The sequence below is a fragment of the Virgibacillus indicus genome, from assembly GCF_002266285.1.
Taxonomy (GTDB): domain Bacteria; phylum Bacillota; class Bacilli; order Bacillales; family Amphibacillaceae; genus Virgibacillus_K; species Virgibacillus_K indicus.
In genome coordinates this window covers 21,716-41,654 of record NZ_NPMS01000008.1, presented here as the reverse complement: position 1 = coordinate 41,654, position 19,939 = coordinate 21,716, and the positions used below count along the sequence as shown (strand labels likewise).

Annotated in this window: 16 protein-coding genes; all 16 read right to left on the bottom strand. The window is 40.1% G+C overall.

The features are described from left to right. Positions 1-288: 288 nt before the first annotated feature. The gene (gene gatB / locus CIL03_RS15090) at positions 289-1,719 is read right to left on the bottom strand and encodes an Asp-tRNA(Asn)/Glu-tRNA(Gln) amidotransferase subunit GatB (RefSeq protein ID WP_094886717.1); all 1,431 of its coding nucleotides are present in this window, start codon (positions 1,717-1,719) and stop codon (positions 289-291) included. Then, a complete protein-coding gene (gatA, locus tag CIL03_RS15085; RefSeq protein ID WP_094886716.1) occupies positions 1,719-3,185 on the bottom strand; it encodes an Asp-tRNA(Asn)/Glu-tRNA(Gln) amidotransferase subunit GatA in 1,467 nt (488 codons plus the stop codon). Before gatA ends, gatB begins: the two co-directional genes overlap by 1 nt. A 12-nt stretch (positions 3,186-3,197) precedes the next feature. Continuing rightward, on the bottom strand, positions 3,198-3,488 hold the full coding sequence (gene gatC, locus CIL03_RS15080; RefSeq protein ID WP_094886715.1) for an Asp-tRNA(Asn)/Glu-tRNA(Gln) amidotransferase subunit GatC: 291 nt from the start codon (positions 3,486-3,488) through the stop codon (positions 3,198-3,200). Between the two features lie 238 nt (positions 3,489-3,726). Next, on the bottom strand, positions 3,727-3,870 hold the full coding sequence (locus CIL03_RS19880) for a hypothetical protein (RefSeq protein WP_165767974.1): 144 nt from the start codon (positions 3,868-3,870) through the stop codon (positions 3,727-3,729). A 15-nt stretch (positions 3,871-3,885) separates the two neighbouring features. Beyond that, a complete protein-coding gene (locus CIL03_RS15075) occupies positions 3,886-5,160 on the bottom strand; it encodes a helix-turn-helix domain-containing protein (RefSeq protein WP_338061892.1) in 1,275 nt (424 codons plus the stop codon). A gap of 490 nt (positions 5,161-5,650) precedes the next feature. Beyond that, positions 5,651-6,781, bottom strand: coding sequence for a CamS family sex pheromone protein (locus CIL03_RS15070; protein ID WP_094886713.1), 1,131 nt, complete (start codon positions 6,779-6,781; stop codon positions 5,651-5,653). A gap of 14 nt (positions 6,782-6,795) precedes the next feature. After that, a complete protein-coding gene (gene ligA / locus CIL03_RS15065; RefSeq protein WP_094886712.1) occupies positions 6,796-8,799 on the bottom strand; it encodes an NAD-dependent DNA ligase LigA in 2,004 nt (667 codons plus the stop codon). A 15-nt stretch (positions 8,800-8,814) separates the two neighbouring features. Then, positions 8,815-11,034 carry a DNA helicase PcrA gene (gene pcrA, locus CIL03_RS15060; RefSeq protein WP_094886711.1) on the bottom strand — a complete coding sequence of 740 codons (2,220 nt, stop codon included), beginning with the start codon at positions 11,032-11,034 and terminating at the stop codon, positions 8,815-8,817. 19 nt (positions 11,035-11,053) lie between these two features. Then, positions 11,054-11,731 (bottom strand): heptaprenylglyceryl phosphate synthase, encoded by a 678-nt coding sequence (pcrB, locus tag CIL03_RS15055; protein ID WP_165767978.1) that lies wholly within the window; start codon positions 11,729-11,731, stop codon positions 11,054-11,056. Positions 11,732-12,141: 410 nt separating this feature from the next. After that, positions 12,142-12,444 (bottom strand): YerC/YecD family TrpR-related protein, encoded by a 303-nt coding sequence (locus CIL03_RS15050; RefSeq protein WP_094886709.1) that lies wholly within the window; start codon positions 12,442-12,444, stop codon positions 12,142-12,144. A gap of 22 nt (positions 12,445-12,466) precedes the next feature. Next, positions 12,467-13,534 carry a DUF3048 domain-containing protein gene (locus CIL03_RS15045; protein WP_094886708.1) on the bottom strand — a complete coding sequence of 356 codons (1,068 nt, stop codon included), beginning with the start codon at positions 13,532-13,534 and terminating at the stop codon, positions 12,467-12,469. A 40-nt stretch (positions 13,535-13,574) separates the two neighbouring features. Beyond that, the gene (locus tag CIL03_RS15040; protein ID WP_206207711.1) at positions 13,575-15,317 is read right to left on the bottom strand and encodes an adenine deaminase; all 1,743 of its coding nucleotides are present in this window, start codon (positions 15,315-15,317) and stop codon (positions 13,575-13,577) included. A gap of 219 nt (positions 15,318-15,536) precedes the next feature. After that, complete coding sequence (gene purD / locus CIL03_RS15035) at positions 15,537-16,778, bottom strand: phosphoribosylamine--glycine ligase (protein ID WP_094886707.1); 1,242 nt, start codon at positions 16,776-16,778, stop codon at positions 15,537-15,539. Positions 16,779-16,790: 12 nt separating this feature from the next. Next, positions 16,791-18,323: a bifunctional phosphoribosylaminoimidazolecarboxamide formyltransferase/IMP cyclohydrolase gene (gene purH / locus CIL03_RS15030; protein WP_094886706.1), complete on the bottom strand. Its 1,533-nt coding sequence runs from the start codon at positions 18,321-18,323 to the stop codon at positions 16,791-16,793. Positions 18,324-18,334: 11 nt separating this feature from the next. Further along, a complete protein-coding gene (gene purN / locus CIL03_RS15025; protein WP_165767977.1) occupies positions 18,335-18,895 on the bottom strand; it encodes a phosphoribosylglycinamide formyltransferase in 561 nt (186 codons plus the stop codon). 5 nt (positions 18,896-18,900) lie between these two features. Next, positions 18,901-19,920 (bottom strand): phosphoribosylformylglycinamidine cyclo-ligase, encoded by a 1,020-nt coding sequence (gene purM / locus CIL03_RS15020; RefSeq protein WP_094886704.1) that lies wholly within the window; start codon positions 19,918-19,920, stop codon positions 18,901-18,903. Positions 19,921-19,939 lie beyond the last annotated feature (19 nt).

The window sequence follows — 19,939 nt, the reverse complement described above, 5'->3', positions numbered from 1 at the left end:
GTTTTTCCGGTACTCACGTATCAATTGCATACGTTCCGTTCCTTGGAAAAGAAAAGCGCTTTTCCTGCGTGCGATGGTTATTCGGTGAAGTTTTGCCTAGTCCTCAAAACTTCGCCGCCTCGACCTTCTTGCTTCAAATTCGGCACCTTTTTGAACTCACATTTGTAGTAATATTTTTACCTTAATTTTATTCTTCACATACAACCTATATCATAGACCTTTTTACATAATTTGAAAAGGGCAAAGTAAAACTGCTGACACCGGGGTGACAGCAGCGTGTAATATTAATTATCTTTTATCTAATTCTTCTATGAGAATTTTATTAACCATAGGAGGGTTAGCCTGTCCTTTGGTCACTTTCATAACCTGGCCAACCAGGTATTTCTGCGCCTTGGCTTTGCCATTCTTATAATCAATAATCGATTGTTCATTATCTTCAAGCACGTTGGAAATAATTTCCTTTAACTGACCTTCATCGGAAATTTGAACAAGTCCTTTTTCCTTAACAACCTTCTCTGGATCTCCACCATTTTCCACCAATTCAGCAAAGACCTTCTTGGCTATTTTCGAGGAAATTGTTCCATCTTCAATTAGATTTATCATTTTTGCCAGTGCTTCTGGTGTAATAGCTAGATCGTGAAGTTCTTTATAATGCTTATTCATATAAGCCGAAACCTCACCCATCAGCCAGTTCGAAACCTGCTTCATATCAGCTCCGTTATCCAAAGCTTGCTCAAAAAAGTCCGCCATCTCCTTGGAGCTTGTCATTACCTCGGCATCATATGCCGGCAAACCAATCTCTTCAATGTATCGCTTTTTACGTGCATCAGGCAATTCCGGGATTTCGCTGCGTACACGTTCTTTCCAGGCTTCATCAATGTATAATGGAACCAGGTCTGGTTCTGGGAAGTAACGGTAATCATCCGATCCTTCTTTGACACGCATAAGGATGGTTTCTTTCGTTTTTTCATCATAGCGGCGTGTTTCCTGAAGAATTTCACCGCCAGTCAGCAATACTTCTTCCTGGCGCTTTTCTTCAAATTCAAGTCCTTTTTGTACATAGTTGAAGGAGTTCAGGTTTTTCAATTCAGCTTTTGTTCCAAATTCCTCCTGTCCAATTGGGCGAAGGGAAATATTGGCATCACAGCGAAGTGATCCTTCCTGCATTTTCACATCGGAAACACCTGTATATTGAATGATATTTTTCAGTTTTTCCAAATAAGCATATGCTTCTTCTGGTGAACGCATATCAGGCTCAGAAACTATTTCAATCAATGGCGTCCCCTGACGGTTGATGTCAACTAATGAATAACCGTCATCCGTATGAGTCAGTTTTCCAGCATCTTCCTCCATATGGACACGGGTGATGCCGATGCGCTTTTTCTTACCGTTAACTTCAATTTCAATCCAGCCATTTTCACCAATCGGCTTATCAAACTGGGAAATTTGATATGCTTTTGGATTGTCCGGATAAAAATAATTTTTACGGTCAAACTTTGTGTCTGTTGCAATTTCACAATTAAGTGCCATCGCTGCTTTCATTGCATAGTTAACAGCCTCTTCATTTAATACCGGAAGTACCCCAGGATAACCTAAATCAATCGGGTTTACGTTTGTATTTGGTTCAGAGCCAAAGGCATTTACACTCGGGCTGAATATTTTTGATTTTGTTTTTAACTCAACATGTACTTCAAGTCCGATAATTGTTTCAAAATTCATTAGTTGGCACCTCCAAGCTGAGGTCGTTTTGTATGATGATCAGTTGCCTGCTCGTAAGCATGTGCTGCACGATATACTGTACTTTCATCGAAGTATTTCCCAATGATCTGAAGTCCAATCGGCAGACCTTTTTCAGAGAACCCGCATGGAAGTGAGATTCCAGGTACACCCGCCAGGTTTACAGGTATAGTCAGAATATCATTGGCATACATGGTTAACGGATCATCAATATTTTCTCCAACTTTGAATGCCGGTGTAGGCGTGGTTGGTCCAATAACGACATCATAATCTTCAAATATTTTATCAAAATCATTTTTTATTAATGTACGAACTTTTTGTGCCTTTTTATAATAGGCCTCATAGTAGCCTGAGCTTAAGGCAAAGGTTCCAAGCATAATACGGCGTTTTACTTCATCACCGAAGCCTTCACTGCGTGAGTTTTTAAACATATCAATCATATTGTCTGCATTTTCAGATCTGACTCCATAACGCACCCCATCAAAGCGGGCAAGGTTGGCAGATGCTTCTGAAGAAGAAAGCAGATAATAGGTAGCAACCGCGTATTTCGAATGTGGCAGGGAAACCTCTTCCCATGTTGCTCCAAGCGATTCGTATACTTTCAATGCATTTTGTACAGCCTCTTTTACTTCTGGTGCTACACCTTCTGCGAGGTACTCTTTGGGCACAGCAATTTTCAGACCGTTAACATCGCCTGTCAGGCTTTCTGTATAGGATGGAATATCTACAGCCGCGCTTGTTGAATCCATTTCATCATGGCCTGCAATAACTTCAAGAACTCGAGCATTATCCTCAACATTGCGGGTAATAGGCCCAATTTGATCCAAAGACGATGCAAACGCAACTAATCCAAAGCGTGAAACCAAGCCATATGTTGGTTTTAATCCTACGACACCACAAAATGCAGCAGGCTGACGAATCGACCCGCCAGTATCAGATCCGAGTGAAAATAATACTTCCCCGGCCGCCACTGCAGCAGCTGATCCGCCACTGGACCCTCCTGGAACATAATCTGTATTCCATGGATTGCGTGTTGGTGTATAGCTGGAATTTTCATTCGATGAACCCATTGCAAATTCATCCATGTTTAATTTTCCGATTGTAACGGTATTTTCTTTGTTTAATTTCTCTACAACAGTAGCGTTATACAACGGCTCATTGAAGTTATCCAGGAATTGACTTGCACATGTTGTGCGAAGCCCTTTTGTCATGATATTATCTTTGATTCCGCTGGGCATTCCAAATAAACGCTGTGACTTCTCAGATGCCTCATCCAATTCTTTCGCTTTAGCAATTGCCTCTTCTTCATTTAATGTCAAAAAAGCATTCACTTGTCCATCCACTTCTTTAATTCGATTGTATGAAGCTTCAACAAGGTCCTGCACGGAAATTTCTTTATTATGTAGCTTTTCTTCGAGTTCTTTTATTGTGTGATCAAATAATGACATCGGTTATCCTCCCTACTCCAAAATCGATGGTACTTTGAACTGGCCATTTTCTTTTTCTGGGGCATTTTTCAATGCGTCTTCCTGTGTAATCCATTCCTTAGGTTCGTCCTTACGCATTACATTTTTCAGATCCAGTACATGTGTTGTCGGTTCTACACCTTCTGTATCCAATTCATTCAGCTGTTCGGCATACCCAATGATTGCACTCAAGTCTTCTGCTAATTTCCCTACTTCTTCATCAGTAACAGCAAGTCTTGCCAGGTTCGCAACATGCTTCACCTGATCTTTTGTGATTTCTGCCATTTCCTGCACCTCCGTAATCTGTTTAGCTCTTCTATTTAATTATTTCATTTTTTATTCCACAGTAAACATTATACCACTATTGATAATAGCAGAGTGAAGAGGCTTTAAGCAACTATTCAGCGAGGTTTGCATCCATCGTTTTAAAACAAAAAAAGACCTGAAATAGGTTCCACGCTATTTCAGGTAAATCCATCATATAGTAATAGGGTAAAAAAATTACTTACTAGCACTTCAAGGGTTAGAAGAAGTAGCTAGGTGTTTCCACAGAGAAAATACTTGGCTCTAATTCGCCAGCAAGTTCTGTCGGCTCACTGCTTTGTGACGCAAACAATCCAACAACAATAACAGTACCTAAAGCAATAGTAGCAATCATCTTTTTCATATCTCTCCCCCCCCTTTATAAATTAACTAATTCTTCATATGTCAAATTTGCGAGTTTGTAATATTTAACGGATTCCTTGTACTTGCCAAGTTCTTCAAAGTGATTCCCAAGCATATTTGCATAAACAACTATATTTGCATAATCCTTATGATTAGTTAAATAGGGTATAAGTTCATTAATTACAATTTTTTCAAATTGGTTGTTCTGTTCATTTATAGCATAACTATAGGTATTCAGAACATAATAGTGGACTTTATGCTTTTCCACATCTTTTGTACCGATTAATTCAAATCCTTTTTTTATCATTTCTTTCGTTCTTTCAATTTCGTTTATAGAATAATATTCTTTAATTAATGCGGTTAACGAGGTTAATCTTGCATTCTGTTCGACTTCTGGATCATCTACCACCTGCAAATAGTAATGAATGGCATCTTTTGAATCTCCTTTTGCAGAGGAAAGGTAACCTAAATTTAAATTTGTTAGCTGGATTATCTGTTTGTCTTTATTTAATTCTCCTAAGTGTCTTGCTAAGTTATAATTCTTAATAGCCTTCTCATACATTTTTATTCGTCGGTAGGATATCCCTAAAACAATATGAGATTGTGCACATCTGAAAAAATTATATTCTTTCATATAAATATCCAGAGCCTTCTCAGCATATTCAATAACTTCTAATGTATTCCGCAATTTACTGTGAGTAATAGCTATCGTATATTGAAGGTCTGCTATTTCCTTAACTTCAATATCTATCCGATTTGATTTTTCCTCAGCCAATTTATACAATTGCATTGCCTGACTGAAAAAACCACTTGCAGAGTTGTAATTCCCCCGAAACTTATACCAATAATACTTGTGTAAATTATCAAAGGAATCCGCCATCTCATTTAATTCATTAATTTTTACCAGGGCTTTATCCAATTTGCCTAAAATTAAATAATACCTGATTTTATGAATTTCAAACATCAATAGACTGTCGGTCAGGTTTGTATCCATGATCTCCTGAAGTTCATTGTATGTAGTAATGATTTCTTCTTTGTCATTTACTTCAAAGAGCATGTTATACCACTGTTTGCATTTCTCCTGGATGCTTGCATCAAATCCATCTTTTAGTTGGATTCCAAGGCGCGTACATAAGAGCTGAATAATTTCCGGACTTGCATCCGTCTTCTTATTCTCAATTTTTGATAAGTAGGATAAAGATACTATTCCTTTAGCTAATTCTCCCTGTGTCATCTCTTTTTTGGTGCGCTGTAATTTGATAAAGGATCCTATTTCTACCAATATACCCACCCTTGCCTTTATTAGAATTATAATGCTTTGTATATTTACATTATAACATAGATTCTGATAATTCATATTGGGAAAATAACAGTGAAAATACACCTTTTTCGCTCCAAAAACACCCTAAAAACTTTCCGATTTTCCTATATGAGGAAAATTAGTGCATTTTCGAGGGATTTTTTATAATCAATGAAAGATTCTACAAAATATAACTTATTACTCATTACTTATTACTTAAAAACTTCTTATTTTTACTGCATAAATTTATTAAAAAATAAAAAGGACGGAACTTGTCCATCCTTTTTAATTGATAAGAAAAGTATAAAATTTGCAGCAATTAATTCTTGGACATAAACAGCCACGTCCAGCGACTAGCGGACTTCCTTCACCTCCGTACAATAAGTCAACATCGACTTCCTGCGGTCGTCGTGTTTCCTTTATCTCCTGCGGCTCAGTCCAGTCCGTACGTCGCTAAACGGGCGCTTGCGCTTTTGTTCTACTAATGAAAAATATGGTATGTCGGAGAGTCTGCTCCAGCTTTTCGGTAAATTAAACTTTCCACTTGGCTGCTTGATGTTACCTTTATTTCCAAATCAAAATAATCCGCAAACATCTCCTGAACAAGTCCGTAAACAAACTGTGTAAAGCCAATAATCTCACCTTTTCCATAAAACTCAATTGGGATCTCGATTGTCAGCTTTTGTAATTCTTCATTAATGTAAAAGCCCTTGCCAATTATACCTACATAATTTGGAAAGTACTCTGCAACCTCATTTCCGAAGCTTGTAACAATTTCGTGATCATCAAAATACTTCTTTCTCCCTTCCTCCGATGGGAAAAGGATATTTTCTTCGTTTATTGTATCCCAGTCGCCAATGGATGCTTTACCTCCAGCTACGTTCGTTTTAGCAACGAAATTCCCTGGCACTGGTGAAGCCTGGTCCTCTTCCCGATAAACAGCAAACATGATTGGAATCTCCCCAAGTCCTTCCATTTCCCGGATTCGTTCAACAATCGTTTGTGCAATTTTGTTTGCCTGTTCCATCATCTGATCTTTTGGGATATCCTGATAATAATACGGCCCACCAACTTCAGTCTGGAAACGGTAGACAGATTTCATTGCTATTCCAATTGACATTCCTACAAGGTCAACTGTTTTATCTTCTTTCTTTTGCAGGAAGTTCTGTTCCAAAATATGTGATAGGTAACGAGGATTATTGCGGTAAAACTCCTCTTCTTCTTCGGGTTCCAGCCCTTCTGTATCTTCCTTTTTAATTACCGGATTTAATTCATCCAGCCATTCATAAAGCAGTTCAGAACTTAGATATTGGCCTTCCTGAAAAAAATACTTCCCAGGGTCATATACTTCTTTGGAATGACGTCTTAGCCCTTCCTCCATCTCATCAATATCCAGCCGATTTCCCATCTGGTTTGTAATAACACCCCTGGCATTGCTGACTTTATATGGAAGAATCATCTTGTAATTTTCATCTGACAGCTGATAGCTTGGCACAATTGATACTTCTTCTTCTGATTCATCATTTTGCAGAACTTCTTCTTCATTCATATTTGGTGCACAGCTTGTTAGCAAAAGGAGTGCACATATTAGCCAGACACTGATTCTTTTCATGTTTCAAACACTCCTTAACCTTCTGCAGCTTCTTTCAATTGTTCCTCATCCCAGATATCAATCCCAAGCTTCTGCGCCTTATCATATTTGGAGCCGGCATCAGCCCCGGCAATAAGGATATCTGTTTTTTTGCTAACACTTCCTGTTACAGAACCGCCCATCGATTCAATCAATTCTTTTGCTTCATTACGTGTGAATTTCTCCATTTTTCCTGTCAGTACTACTGTTTTCCCTGTAAATATAGTGTCATTGCTTTGTTCCGATCTTTTTGGTCCCTTAAATTCCATATTCACTTCAAGACCTCTTAGATCCTCAAGCAAATCAATTACCTTTTGCTCGGAAAAATACTTTACGATCGAATCTGCCATTTTCTCACCAATTTCATCAACTGCCAGGAGATCGTCCATGGAAGCTTTTTGAAGGTTTTCCATCGTTTCAAACTCAGCTGCAATTGTTTGTGCAGCTTTTGCTCCGATAAACCGGATGCCAAGTCCAAATAACAGCTTTTCAAGTGAATTTCCTTTTGATTTTTCAATTGCCCTCAGCAGATTATCAACTGATTTTTCTCCCATCCGTTCAAGCTGGAGTAATTCTTCAGGCTTTAACCGATAAAGATCAGCCATGGTGCGGATCAGGTTTTCCTGGAAAAGCTGGATAATTACTTTCTCACCTAATCCATCAATATTCATCGCATTACGTGATACAAAATGAATTAGCCCCTCCATTAACTGTGCCGGACAGTTTGGATTGATGCATCGCAGTGCTACTTCTTCCTCAAGTCTGACAAGTTCATTCCCGCATGCGGGACAATCCTTTGGCATATGGAATTCCTTTTCGTCACCTGTACGCTTTTCTGTTACGGCCCGAACTACCTTTGGAATGATATCACCAGCTTTTTTAATGACAACCGTATCTCCGATTCGAATATCCTGCTCACGAATTAAATCTTCATTATGCAGGGACGCCCGCTGGACCGTGGTGCCGGCAACCTTTACAGCATCCAGTATTGCAGTAGGTGTGACCACACCAGTTCTTCCAATACTTAATTCAATATCTGTTAGTTTGGTAAGTGCCTCTTCTGCCGGGAATTTATACGCTATTGCCCAGCGCGGGCTTTTTGCAGTAAACCCAAGCTCTTCCTGTTGGTTTAGATTATCTACTTTAATGACAATCCCATCTATTTCGTAGTTTAAATTCGGACGCTCTTCAGTCCAGTATTCCACATATTCAAGTACCTCTTCAATTGTTGCACACTTTTTCCATTCGGAATTTGTTTTAAATCCAAGTTCTTTCAATTTATCCAAACGTTCACTATGGGCAGTCAGAGGACTTGTTTCCCATTCACCAACTCCATACAAAAATATATCCAGATTGCGTTTCGCCGCAATTTTCGGATCCAATTGCCTCAAGGATCCTGCAGCGGCATTTCTTGGATTGGCAAAAAGCTCTTCGCCATTTTCTTCCCGCGCTTTATTTAATGCAAGAAATGACTTATGCGGCATAAAAGCTTCGCCTCGTACTTCGATAGTTTCTGTCTCCTTGATGGTCAAAGGAATTGATCGGATTGTTCTCAAATTACTTGTAATATCTTCACCGGTTGTCCCATCACCACGTGTTGCTCCACGAACAAATTCTCCATTTTCATAGGTTAATGAAACTGCTAGTCCATCTATTTTTAATTCACAGACGAAGGAGAGGGGGGCATCTGTACCCGCACTAGCCCTTCTTACAAAATCATGAAGATCCTGTTCATTAAAAGCATTTCCCAGGCTCATCATCGGAACGCGATGCTGTACCTTTTGAAAAGCATCGATTGGTTCTCCGCCAATTCGCTGGGTAGGCGAATCCTTCGTTACAAGTTCCGGAAACTCTTCTTCCAGCTTGCGGAGATCCTGCAGTTTTTGGTCATATTCTGAATCAGGGACGCTTGGTTTATCCAAAACATAATATTCATAGCCATATTGGTTCAGCAATTCTTTCAAAGCATTAATTTGAGCACGCGCCTGCTGTTTATCCACGAATCATGCACCTCTTTACTCTCTCGATATTGGGGCAAACTTTGCCAGAACCCGCTTTATGCCGGTCGGTGCAGGAAATGCAATATCAAGCTCCATTGCCTCACCTTCACCCTGAACTTTGACAACTGTGCCAACGCCCCATTTTTTATGATTTGCCTTGTCTCCCGGACCCCATGATTCGCTTTCGGCACCAGTCGTTTTTTGCATTCTTTCTGCTTTTCGCTTCATTGGTGCTGGTTTGTCTTTAGGTTTTCCAAAGGATGCGCCGAACATAGACGTCCTGGCCTGTTCAATTCCTTCAATTAATTCTTCCGGAATCTCATTGATAAAACGGCTGATTGGGTTCATATTAGTTCGTCCGTAAAGTGTACGCATTTTTGCATGGGTAAGGTAAAGCTCTCGTTCAGCACGAGTAATCCCTACATATGCCAGCCTCCGTTCTTCTTCCATCTCATCATTATCCATCATGGAGCGGCTGTGTGGAAAAACATTTTCTTCCATTCCAATTAGGAATACGACAGGAAACTCCAGTCCTTTTGCCGCATGCAATGTCATTAAAGTGATTTTTTCCTGATTGTCCGGATCCTCTTCATCCACCTTGTCAATGTCCGCAATTAAAGCAAGATCTGTAAGGAAAGCAATCAATGTTTTATCTTCAGCAGTCTTTTCAAAATCCTGGGTAACTGTCATGAATTCTTCCAGGTTTTCCAGACGGCTTTGTGATTCTATTGTTTGTTCATTTTTCAGCATTTGTTCATAGCCTGTCCGTTCTAATACGGCTTCAACCATATCTGTTGCTGTTAAAAATTCCTGCTGCTGGGTTAAAGTCTTTATCAAATTCCCGAACTCAGCTAATGCATTGGCTGCTTTTTTCGATACGCCTGTAAAATCAACCTCTTTCACCGCTTCATAGAAGGAAATATCATGCGTCATAGCATGTGCCCTCAGACGGTCGATTGATGTTTTACCAATACCCCTTTTCGGCACATTTACAACACGTTCAAAACTCAGGTCATCATCCGGGTTTGTAATCAGGCGTAAATAGGCAATCATATCCTTAATTTCCTTACGTTCATAGAACTTAGTCCCGCCAACCATCTGATAGGAAATATTTGATTTCATTAATGTATCCTCAATCGCACGGGACTGGGCATTCGTCCGATATAAAATAGCTACATCACCTGCGGAATAACCTTCATTACGCGTGAGTTCCTGAATTTTATCGGTAACATAGAGCGCCTCTTCCTGCTCCGTTGCGCCCTGGAAATAATTAATATTTTTTCCGTCAGCATTTTCTGTCCACAGATTTTTCGGTTTACGTCCACTGTTGTTACCGATAACTTTATTAGCTGCAGCAAGGATTGATTTTGTTGAGCGGTAGTTTTGTTCTAAAAATACGGTTCTTGATGTTGGATAGTCCTTCTCAAATGAAAGGATATTGGTAATGTCCGCACCTCTCCAGCGGTAAATGGACTGATCCGAATCACCAACGACACAAAGATTCTGAAAACGGCTTGCTAGCTGTTTCACCAGAAAATATTGTGCATGGTTCGTATCCTGATACTCATCCACATGAATATATTGAAACCGGCGCTGATAATATTCAAGCACTTCCGGTACACGTTTGAACAGATGAATAGTCTGCATGATTAAATCATCAAAATCCAGGGACTGGTTTTTATGCAGCATTTTCTGATATGCCGTGTAAATTTGCGATATTTGTTTTTCGTAAAAATTCCCCACATTATTGCTGTACTCTTCAGATGTAATCAGTTCATTTTTCGCCGCACTGATTTGCCCAAGCATTGCCCGCGGATCAAATTTTTTCGGATCAATGTTGAGATTTTTTAAAATCTGCTTGATAACAGAAAGCTGATCCCCACTGTCCAGTATGGTGAAATTACGGCTGTATCCAATCCGGTCAATATCTCTTCTCAAAATTCGCACACACATGGAGTGGAATGTTGATACCCACATATATTCACTTTCTGGTCCAACCAGCTTTCGGACCCTTTCCTTCATTTCCCGCGCTGCTTTATTCGTGAATGTGATTGCCAGAATATTTCTTGCGGCAACATCCTTTTCACTGAGCAGGTAGGCAATCCGGTGTGTAAGCACACGCGTTTTTCCACTTCCTGCGCCAGCCATAATCAAGAGTGCCCCATCTGTATGTTTTACAGCCTCCTGCTGTTCTTTATTTAATCCTTTTAGTAAGTCATCTATCGTTTGACTCATAAAAAACACCGCCTCTGAATCAATTATCTTTTACTGCTTTGACCGTCTTCAAAGCTTTTTTAATATCGGAATAAATAATATTTCCTACAATTATAATGTCAGCATGTTCCTTCATTTCACTTGCCTGAAAGGTATTTTCAATCCCGCCCCCATAAAGAAGCAGTGTTTCGTTCAACTCATTTTTCACCTTTTTGACAAGCTCCGGATCCCCGTATTTCCCGCTGTATTCCATATAGAATATTGGCAGGTGAAACACCTTCTCCGCCATATACGCATATGCAATCAGGTCTCCCGCATCCGGCAGATAGCTGTTTGTACGATGAAAAGCTTTTGCTTCTTCATTTAGAATGCAATATCCTTCAAAGAAAATTTCACTGTATTCCATCATGTCAACATACTGCTTTATTGCCTGATGCTGTATATCCATCATCCATTTTTTCTCTTTGCTGTTCAGCACCATCGGGATAAAATAATAATCAAACCCTGGTGTAATTGCATCCATTTCGGAAATTTCCAGGATGCATGGTACAGTATATCTGCGTACACGTGACAGCAGATCCAGTACCCCATCGAGAGTCACGTCATCTGTCCCGCCAACAATTACCGCATCTGTTCCCGATTCACAAATCATTTCCAGATGCTCATCAGAAATCTCCTTGGCAGGATCCAATTTAAATATATGCTTCCATTCGTTCATTGTCGTATGCAAATTTTTAATCCTCCGTTATCTAAATGGTACATTACATTATTATACCAAAAATCGTGTGTGGAATTTAGGGATATGCGGAATCTTTTTTGAAGTATATTAGAAGAATGCTTTAGGGAGTGGTGCGGGGGCGAAGTTGAGAGATATGCAGTGGAACTTGAGAGATAAATGCAGAAGGTGAGAGACAAGTAGTAAAAGTTGAAACATAAACAGTTAAAGTTGAGAGAAACTGTTGGAAAGTTGAGACATAACTGAACCTAATCACTTTTTCTCTCAACTTTACGCTGACGTCTCTCAACCTTGGAAAGTTTTCTTTCAACTTTATCGTTATTTTACAGAATGGTTGGATATCCTTCCGCCCTCAACACAAATACCGCTACCCCATAATGGCAGCGGCATTTTCAATTCCCTTTATCTTCCAAGATCCGGTCAAGCACCATCTGATATCCTTCACTGCCGTAATTTATGCAGCGGCGCACCCTTGAGATGGTTGCTGTTGAGGCTTTTGTCTCTTGTTCAATAGCATTATACGTACTGCCTTCTGTCAGCATTTTTGCAACCTGCAATCGCTGGGATATGGAATGAATTTCTGACATTGTAGCAATATCGTCAAAGAAACGGTAGCATTCCTCCCGATCCTTCAACGATAAAATCGCATCAAACAATTGATCTAATTGTTCTCCACGCAATTTATCAATTTGCACGACAAAACCTCCTGCTTTTACACTAGTTTGATATGGTGACAGATTGTTCAATTCCCGGGGCAGATGGAATAATATTAATCCAGGTTTTACCTGGAACAAATCCTGCTGGCTTCCCGTCAATAACAGGAATAATTTTTCCATCCTGATTTTCCCACTGAACTTTCTGTACATTTCCTTTTTGAATTAAATACGCATTACCTCCAGAAGCTAGATCAATTGCACGGCGTCCTGCATCATCGATCACTTCATGATGGGTTTCCACTATAAAAATATTTTCCACCTGAACCGCTTCATCTGTATTTAATTCGACTGTTTTTTCCCGATCATTGAATCTGGTATATTTCCCGCTTGCTTCATCATACGCAAACTCAACAATTTCCATTGGGTTGTTCGCTGAGTATACAATTTCCACATGGTTTGCAGGTTCTCCGGAAAGTGAAACCACTTCCTTCTCATCCAAAAATTCCAGTCCTTCAAATGAAGAAGTCACCTCATATCCTTTTCCTTCTGCCACATCATACACTGCATCAACCTGCAAATAGGAATTATGTGGTGCTTTTCGAAATGCTTCCCTTTTAAATAAGTTACCATCATTATCATAAATGGAGCCATTTAAATGCTCAATACCTCGATTGATAATCATATCATTAACAAAATTTGCAGCTCCATGGTAAACATACAAGGCATTATAGGCATTTGCCAATTTGAAATAATATTCTCTGGCACTTCTTACAGGGCCAACCACATCCGGGATTTTACTTTGATATAATGCCAGCAAACGTGTGATTTTCCCCTCAGCCAGAATTTCAAAAACCATATCTGCACTGGAAAGTCCCGATTGCGGTCTTGCCAATGTATGGTTATTTACCATTATACCTATTATCCGATTATCTGCCTCTTCATCTGTTTTCATTCCTGTTAATGGAAAGATGTTTTTCAAAGCTTTTTCAGCTTCCTCTTCACCATCCGGAACTGCTTTTTCCTCCGTTGAACTATCTCTCTGTTTATTATTCTGCGCTTTCTCTTCCTCTTTCGAACAGCCTGTAAAAACGATTAATAATAGTAAGAGAAGGTAAATTGCTTTCTTCATGTCCCCACACCTCGAAATAAGACTTTACTGCTATAATATGCTAACACATCGTTGCAGGGAAGAGTATTTCTTTTTTCTTAACGTCCACGATTCCTTGCTGGGTTATTCGAATAAAAGGCAGATGTGTTGATGATAAAAATAGCAAGCTGTAAACCGGATCATTAAATGAATAGCCAAATTCCTCCAAAACTGTCTTCAGCTGCTTCTCTTTCTCAATAAGCTCTGTCATACTTCCATCATACATTGCCCCGCCAAGGGTAAGCGGTATTTCCAGCACAACTTCTCCTTTATTCACCAGAACAATTCCACCACCGATTTCCTTCATCCGTTTCCATGCAAGCAGCATATCACTTTTGCTTTTTCCGATAAAGACGAAATCCCCTGTTGTTGAATAAGATGTAGCAATTGCTCCCAATTGATTTGTAAAACCTCGAATAGTAGTATTTACACGCCATTTTCCGTTTTTATCAATCATTAAAAGAAATGCATCTTCCTTTTCAGCAGGTATTTCATCCAGTGTAATGTCTGTATCGATTGCATATGGTTTCATGATTACTTCATTTACCATATTCAGACCAACCGGCAGCGAAAACTGAAGTTCCTCCTCCCTAAGCTCCCAATCAATTGATAGGGGGTTAATTCCATATTTCTCCCAATCAATTACAGGAGAAAGCTCTTGATTTACATCATCTTTCACAATCCATTTTCCTTTTGCCAAAACACTTACTGGCCGTGGGGCTTCTTTTTCTTTTAAAATATTGATATGAGCTATCCTACCAGGTGCTATGCTTCCCAGCTGTTCATCCATACGAAAATGTCTTGCTGCGTTATAGCTCGCCATCCGGTAGGCTTCCACTGCAGGAACCCCTTTTTCAATCGCTATTTCAATACATCTATTCATAAGACCATTTTCATAAAATGCCGGGGTGCCGCCATCTGTTGTCATTGTCAGATTATCATAGTTTTGCAGATTTTCAGCCACAATTTCTTCGATCAGTTTAGGTAAGTCTGGTCTAATGGAAGAGTAGCGCAATCCAACCTGATACCCCAGCCGAAGTCTTCGAAGCACTTCTTCACCCGTCATAGATTCATGGTCCGCACTCACGCCAAGCAGTTTCATTTTTGTCAATGTCTTTTCTGATGCTCCAGGGAGATGTCCCTCCACGGGTTTTCCCTGTCTTTTCGTTTCCTGTATCCAATACAGCAATCTGTCATCACCCGCAAGCAAGCTGGGCCATGAGGTAAGCTCTCCGCCTTGGACTACCGATGGATGATTGATCCACTTCAGTACTTCTTCGGTGTTAAATAATGATTCTTCATCCTGTAAGGTTGTCTGCGAATCAAAACGTGCCCACCAGAACATTGAAACAGGTGATTTGCTAAAATCTTCAATCATAGAAAACGCTTTCTTTTTATCTAATAAAAAATGCCACATCAGGTTGTCATTAATTAACGTCGTTGTACCAAATCTGGCCGCATGATTTGCTAGCTCTTCAGGATTATATAATTGAAATGGATGGGCATGTGGTTCGATATATCCAGGCACTAAATATTGCCCCTCGCAATCTATTATTTCAGTTCCATCCAGATTCTCCGGAAGATTTTCTCCAACATAAACGATGCGGTCATTAGCAATCCAGATATTGGCCTTTAGCCATTGTTTCGTATATACATTTAAATAAGTACTGTTTTTTAATAGCAGTGTTGGTGCGTCTGTGCCATCAATCACACTTACTTGCTGTCTAAGCTCACGATTTCTCCAGTAATATCCATTTTCCAACATCAGAACAACTCTCCAACTTTTATATTTTACTTTATTTTACCATATATTTCACTTTAACACTGTAAAGTAACTGTTAAATAAAGTGACTTTTTTGTGAAGAATTAGTAAAGAGGGACTGGCGCCTTGTTATATTAAGGTTAATTGCAGGAATTAATAGTACTATAGACTATAAAAGGAGCCTGTTAACCCCATTACAATGTGGGAAGACAGGCTCCTTATTCATTTTCCAATATCATTTCTGTAAAAAAACCCACTTAAATCATACTGCTTTAACTGATCGTAGACTTTCGCAGCTGCTTTTTCCAATGAACTGCTTTTTGCACCTACCAGGAGAACGCGGCCTCCGTCTGATACAAGTGAGTCACCAGCGTACTTGGTACCCGCATGGATAATATAAAAATCTTCCGCTGGTTCCAGTGACGGCAGTTCTACACCTTTTTTATAAGAACCAGGATAACCGTTTGATGCTACAACAGCACCAGTGCAGAATTTATCTTCCCACTCAAGCTTTGGATCATTTCCATCTAAAATATCCATAAACACTTGCACGAGATCATTTTTCAGAAGCGGCAAAACTACTTGTGTTTCCGGATCACCGAATCGTGTATTGAACTCGATCACTTTTGGTCCGTGCTCCGTCATAATGAGTCCTGCATATAATATCCCTGTAAATGAACGGCCTTCTTCCATTAATCCATCTACCGTCTTTTGCAGAATTTTATCCATGGAAAATGCCAGGTGATCAGCAGTGATATCAGCAGCCGGAGCAAATGCCCCCATTCCGCCGGTATTAGGGCCCATATCGTGATCAAATGCCCGTTTGTGATCTCTTGCCGTCACCATTGGGTAGACATTGTTTTCATGAACAAATGCCATCAGTGAAAATTCTTTTCCTGCTAAAAACTCCTCAATTACTATGGTAGCTCCCGCTTCTGCAAACTCCTTTGAAACCAGCATCTGATCAATAGCGTTAAGTGCCTGGTCCATTGTCTCCGCTACAACTACACCTTTACCTGCTGCAAGTCCATCTGCTTTAATAACGATTGGTGCACCTTTTTCTTCAATATACTGCTTTGCCCGGGCGGCCGAAGTAAATGTTCTATACTCTGCAGTAGGAATATCATAATTTTTCATAAACTCTTTGGCAAAGCTTTTGCTTCCCTCCAATAAGGCAGCTTCCTTCGTTGGAGCAAAAACCTTCAATCCTACTTCCATAAAACGGTTGGCTATACCTGCATTTAACGGATTTTCCGGTCCAACTACGGTCAGATCAATATTGTTTAACTTTGCAAAATTCAACAATGCCTCTATATCCATTTCATCAATAGCAACACAAGTCGCGACCTGCTCGATACCGCCATTGCCTGGTGCTGCATACAAATTGGTGACTTTTAAACTTTCCGCAAGCTTCATAACAATACTATGCTCGCGTCCTCCACGACCTACTACTAAAATATTCATGAAAAGTCCCCCTTAATGTTTAAAATGGCGCATATTGGTATAAACCATTGTAATTCCATGTTTATCACATACATCAATCGAGTCCTGGTCACGCTTTGAGCCACCTGGCTGGATAATAGCTGTCACACCAGCCTTCACAGCTGCTTCTACTGTATCCGGCATTGGGAAGAACGCATCAGATGCTAGAACCGAACCTTCAGCTTTTCCCCCAGCCTGCTCAATGGCAATCTTTGCAGAACCTACCCGATTCATTTGTCCTGCTCCAATACCAATTGTCTGCTTATCTTTTGCCAATACAATCGCATTTGATTTCACATGCTTCACTGCTTTCCAGGCAAACAGCAGATCTTTCAGTTCCTTCTCATCAGGCTTACGATTTGTCGCAACTGTCAGCTCCTCCTCGGCAACTTTCCCGTTATCCCGGCTTTGAATTAGTACGCCGCCATTTACGGTTGTAAGTTTATGATTTACTGACTCAGCCCGCTTCATTTCCAATTCAAGCAAACGAATATTTTTCTTTCTGCTCAAAATTTCGAAGGCCTCTTTTGAATAGCCTGGCGCAATGACTATTTCCAGGAAAATTTTACTTATTTTTTCTGCAGTATTAGTGTCTATTTCACGGTTAACCGCAACAATACCGCCAAAAATAGATACAGGATCTGCATCATATGCGCGATCGAAAGCACCAGAAAGATTATCAGCTATACCAATTCCACATGGGTTCATGTGCTTGACTGCGACTGCGGCCGGATTATCATACTCTGCTAGTATTTCCAGAGCCGCATTTGCATCCTGAATATTATTGTAGGATAATTCCTTCCCGTGCAATTGCTTTGCTGTTGCCAGACTCATGCTTTTATCAAGCACATTTTTGTAAAAAGCCGCCTCTTGATGCGGATTTTCCCCATAGCGCAAGTTCTGCACTTTTTCATATGTAACTGTATAGGTTTCTGGAAATGCCTCATCTGTTTCTGCTTGAAAATATGCTGCAATCATCGCATCATAATTGGCAGTATGGCGAAATACCTTTGCTGCCAGCTGTCTGCGCTGCGCAAAATCTAAATCGTCTTCCTTCAAGTTATCTAAAATAGTTTCATAATCAGTTGGGTCTACCACAACCGCTACGTCAGCAAAATTTTTCGCCGCTGAACGAAGCATTGTCGGTCCGCCAATATCAATGTTTTCAATAATTTCCTCTTTCGTTACACCCGCTTTTTCCAGTGTTTCTTTAAATGGATATAAATTCACCACAACCATATCAATTGTTTCAATTTGGTTTTCTTCCAATTGCTTCATGTGGTCTGGATTTAAACGTTTTGCCAGAAGACCGCCATGTACAGATGGGTGAAGTGTTTTTAGCCTGCCATCCATAATTTCCGGAAAACCGGTTACCTCATCTACAGCTATTGCATCAATTCCAGCTTCCTTCAGCACCCGCAATGTGCCTCCAGTTGAAATAATCTCATAATCCAGTTCTGCAAGTCCTTTGGCAAAATCCGTAATGCTCTCTTTGTTCGATACACTGATCAGCGCTCGTTTTTTCATAAAGAAACTCCTCACTTCGCTTGTATAAGTTGATTGATTACTTTCGGATATAACTGATGCTCTGTCTTTTGAATCCGTTCTTTCAATTCCGTTTCTGTATCTCCTGTGAGAACTGTTACCGGAACTTGTGCAATAATTGGTCCTGTATCGATTCCTTCATCGATAAAGTGAACAGTAACTCCCGTAATTTTAACTCCAGCCTTAAACGCCTGTCCGATAGCATCTTTTCCGGGAAACGCTGGAAGCAATGAAGGATGAATATTTACTATTTTATTTTCAAAAGCCCCAAGTAAAACAGGACCAGCAATTCGCATATAGCCAGCCAGGAATATCCATGAAATTCCTGCTTCCTGCAATTTTTTCACAATCTGTTGTTCATAGGCTTTCTTGGAAGGATAGTCCTTTGGATTAAAAACAAAGACTGCCACTCCATATTTATTTGCTTTTTGGATGACCTGAGCTTCCGGATTATCACAGACAAGAAGCGTAATTTCACAAGCCAGGTCTTCTGTATTCATGATCACATCAAAATTACTGCCGGTTCCTGATGCAAATACTGCAGCCTTTACCATCTTGCTCATGATGTAAAATGCACTCCTTCATTCGCTGCCACATGACCGATCCGATAAGCCTCTTCACCATTTCCCCTGAGAATCTTAAGTACACTTTCTGCATCCTCTTCCGCTACTGCCAAAGCCATGCCAATCCCCATATTGAATACGCCGTACATATCTTTATCCGGGATGTTTCCTTTTTCCTGTAAAAATGTAAATATTTCAGGTGTTTTCCAAGCTGTACGGTCAAGCTCCACACCAAGACCTTCAGGCATCATACGTGGGAAGTTTTCATAGAAACCACCGCCTGTAATATGGGAAATACCTTTTATATTATAATTCTCCAAAACTTTACCGACTGCTTTTGCATAAATTTTCGTCGGTGTCAGCAATGTTTCACCTAGTGGTTTTGACAGACCGTCATAGCTTAGTTTCAAATCAAGATCCTCCACGACTTTCCGTGCAAGTGAGTATCCGTTTGAGTGAATCCCACTTGATGCTAAACCAATTATTGCGTCACCGTCTTGAATTGATTCACCTGTTACAAGCTTTGATTTTTCCGCAATTCCAACGACAAAACCTGCCAGATCATATTCTTCATCTGCATACATTCCCGGCATTTCGGCAGTTTCTCCACCGATAAGTGCAGCACCTGCATCCACACATCCGTTCGATATTCCCGATACAATCTGTTCGATGATTTCCGGATTATTTTTCCCGCATGCAATATAATCAAGGAAAAATAATGGCTGTGCTCCTTGTGCAACAATATCATTTGCACACATTGCCACTAAATCGATTCCCACTGAATCATGTTTGTCCAATTGAAAAGCAAGTTTCAGTTTCGTGCCAACACCGTCTGTTCCTGAGACCATGACTGGCTCCTTATAGTTAAACGAAGAGAGGTCAAACAAGCCGGCAAATGTTCCAATTCCGCCCAGCACTTCAGGTCTTGTTGTTTTTGCAATATGCTTTTTCATTCGTTCTACGGCTTCATAGCCCTTCTCAACATCAACACCAGCATCTTTATAAAAATCTGACATGATTGACACATCCTCCAGA

What these genes read in the sequence shown, in the direction of transcription:
- gatB (WP_094886717.1), bottom strand. Translation starts at nt 1,719, where the DNA reads ATGAATTTTGAAACAATTATCGGACTTGAAGTACATGTTGAGTTAAAA.
- gatA (WP_094886716.1), bottom strand. Translation starts at nt 3,185, where the DNA reads ATGTCATTATTTGATCACACAATAAAAGAACTCGAAGAAAAGCTACAT.
- gatC (WP_094886715.1), bottom strand. Translation starts at nt 3,488, where the DNA reads ATGGCAGAAATCACAAAAGATCAGGTGAAGCATGTTGCGAACCTGGCA.
- CIL03_RS19880 (WP_165767974.1), bottom strand. Translation starts at nt 3,870, where the DNA reads ATGAAAAAGATGATTGCTACTATTGCTTTAGGTACTGTTATTGTTGTT.
- CIL03_RS15070 (WP_094886713.1), bottom strand. Translation starts at nt 6,781, where the DNA reads ATGAAAAGAATCAGTGTCTGGCTAATATGTGCACTCCTTTTGCTAACA.
- pcrA (WP_094886711.1), bottom strand. Translation starts at nt 11,034, where the DNA reads ATGAGTCAAACGATAGATGACTTACTAAAAGGATTAAATAAAGAACAG.
- pcrB (WP_165767978.1), bottom strand. Translation starts at nt 11,731, where the DNA reads ATGAACGAATGGAAGCATATATTTAAATTGGATCCTGCCAAGGAGATT.
- CIL03_RS15045 (WP_094886708.1), bottom strand. Translation starts at nt 13,534, where the DNA reads ATGAAGAAAGCAATTTACCTTCTCTTACTATTATTAATCGTTTTTACA.
- CIL03_RS15040 (WP_206207711.1), bottom strand. Translation starts at nt 15,317, where the DNA reads ATGTTGGAAAATGGATATTACTGGAGAAATCGTGAGCTTAGACAGCAA.
- purD (WP_094886707.1), bottom strand. Translation starts at nt 16,778, where the DNA reads ATGAATATTTTAGTAGTAGGTCGTGGAGGACGCGAGCATAGTATTGTT.
- purH (WP_094886706.1), bottom strand. Translation starts at nt 18,323, where the DNA reads ATGAAAAAACGAGCGCTGATCAGTGTATCGAACAAAGAGAGCATTACG.
- purN (WP_165767977.1), bottom strand. Translation starts at nt 18,895, where the DNA reads ATGGTAAAGGCTGCAGTATTTGCATCAGGAACCGGCAGTAATTTTGAT.
- purM (WP_094886704.1), bottom strand. Translation starts at nt 19,920, where the DNA reads ATGTCAGATTTTTATAAAGATGCTGGTGTTGATGTTGAGAAGGGCTAT.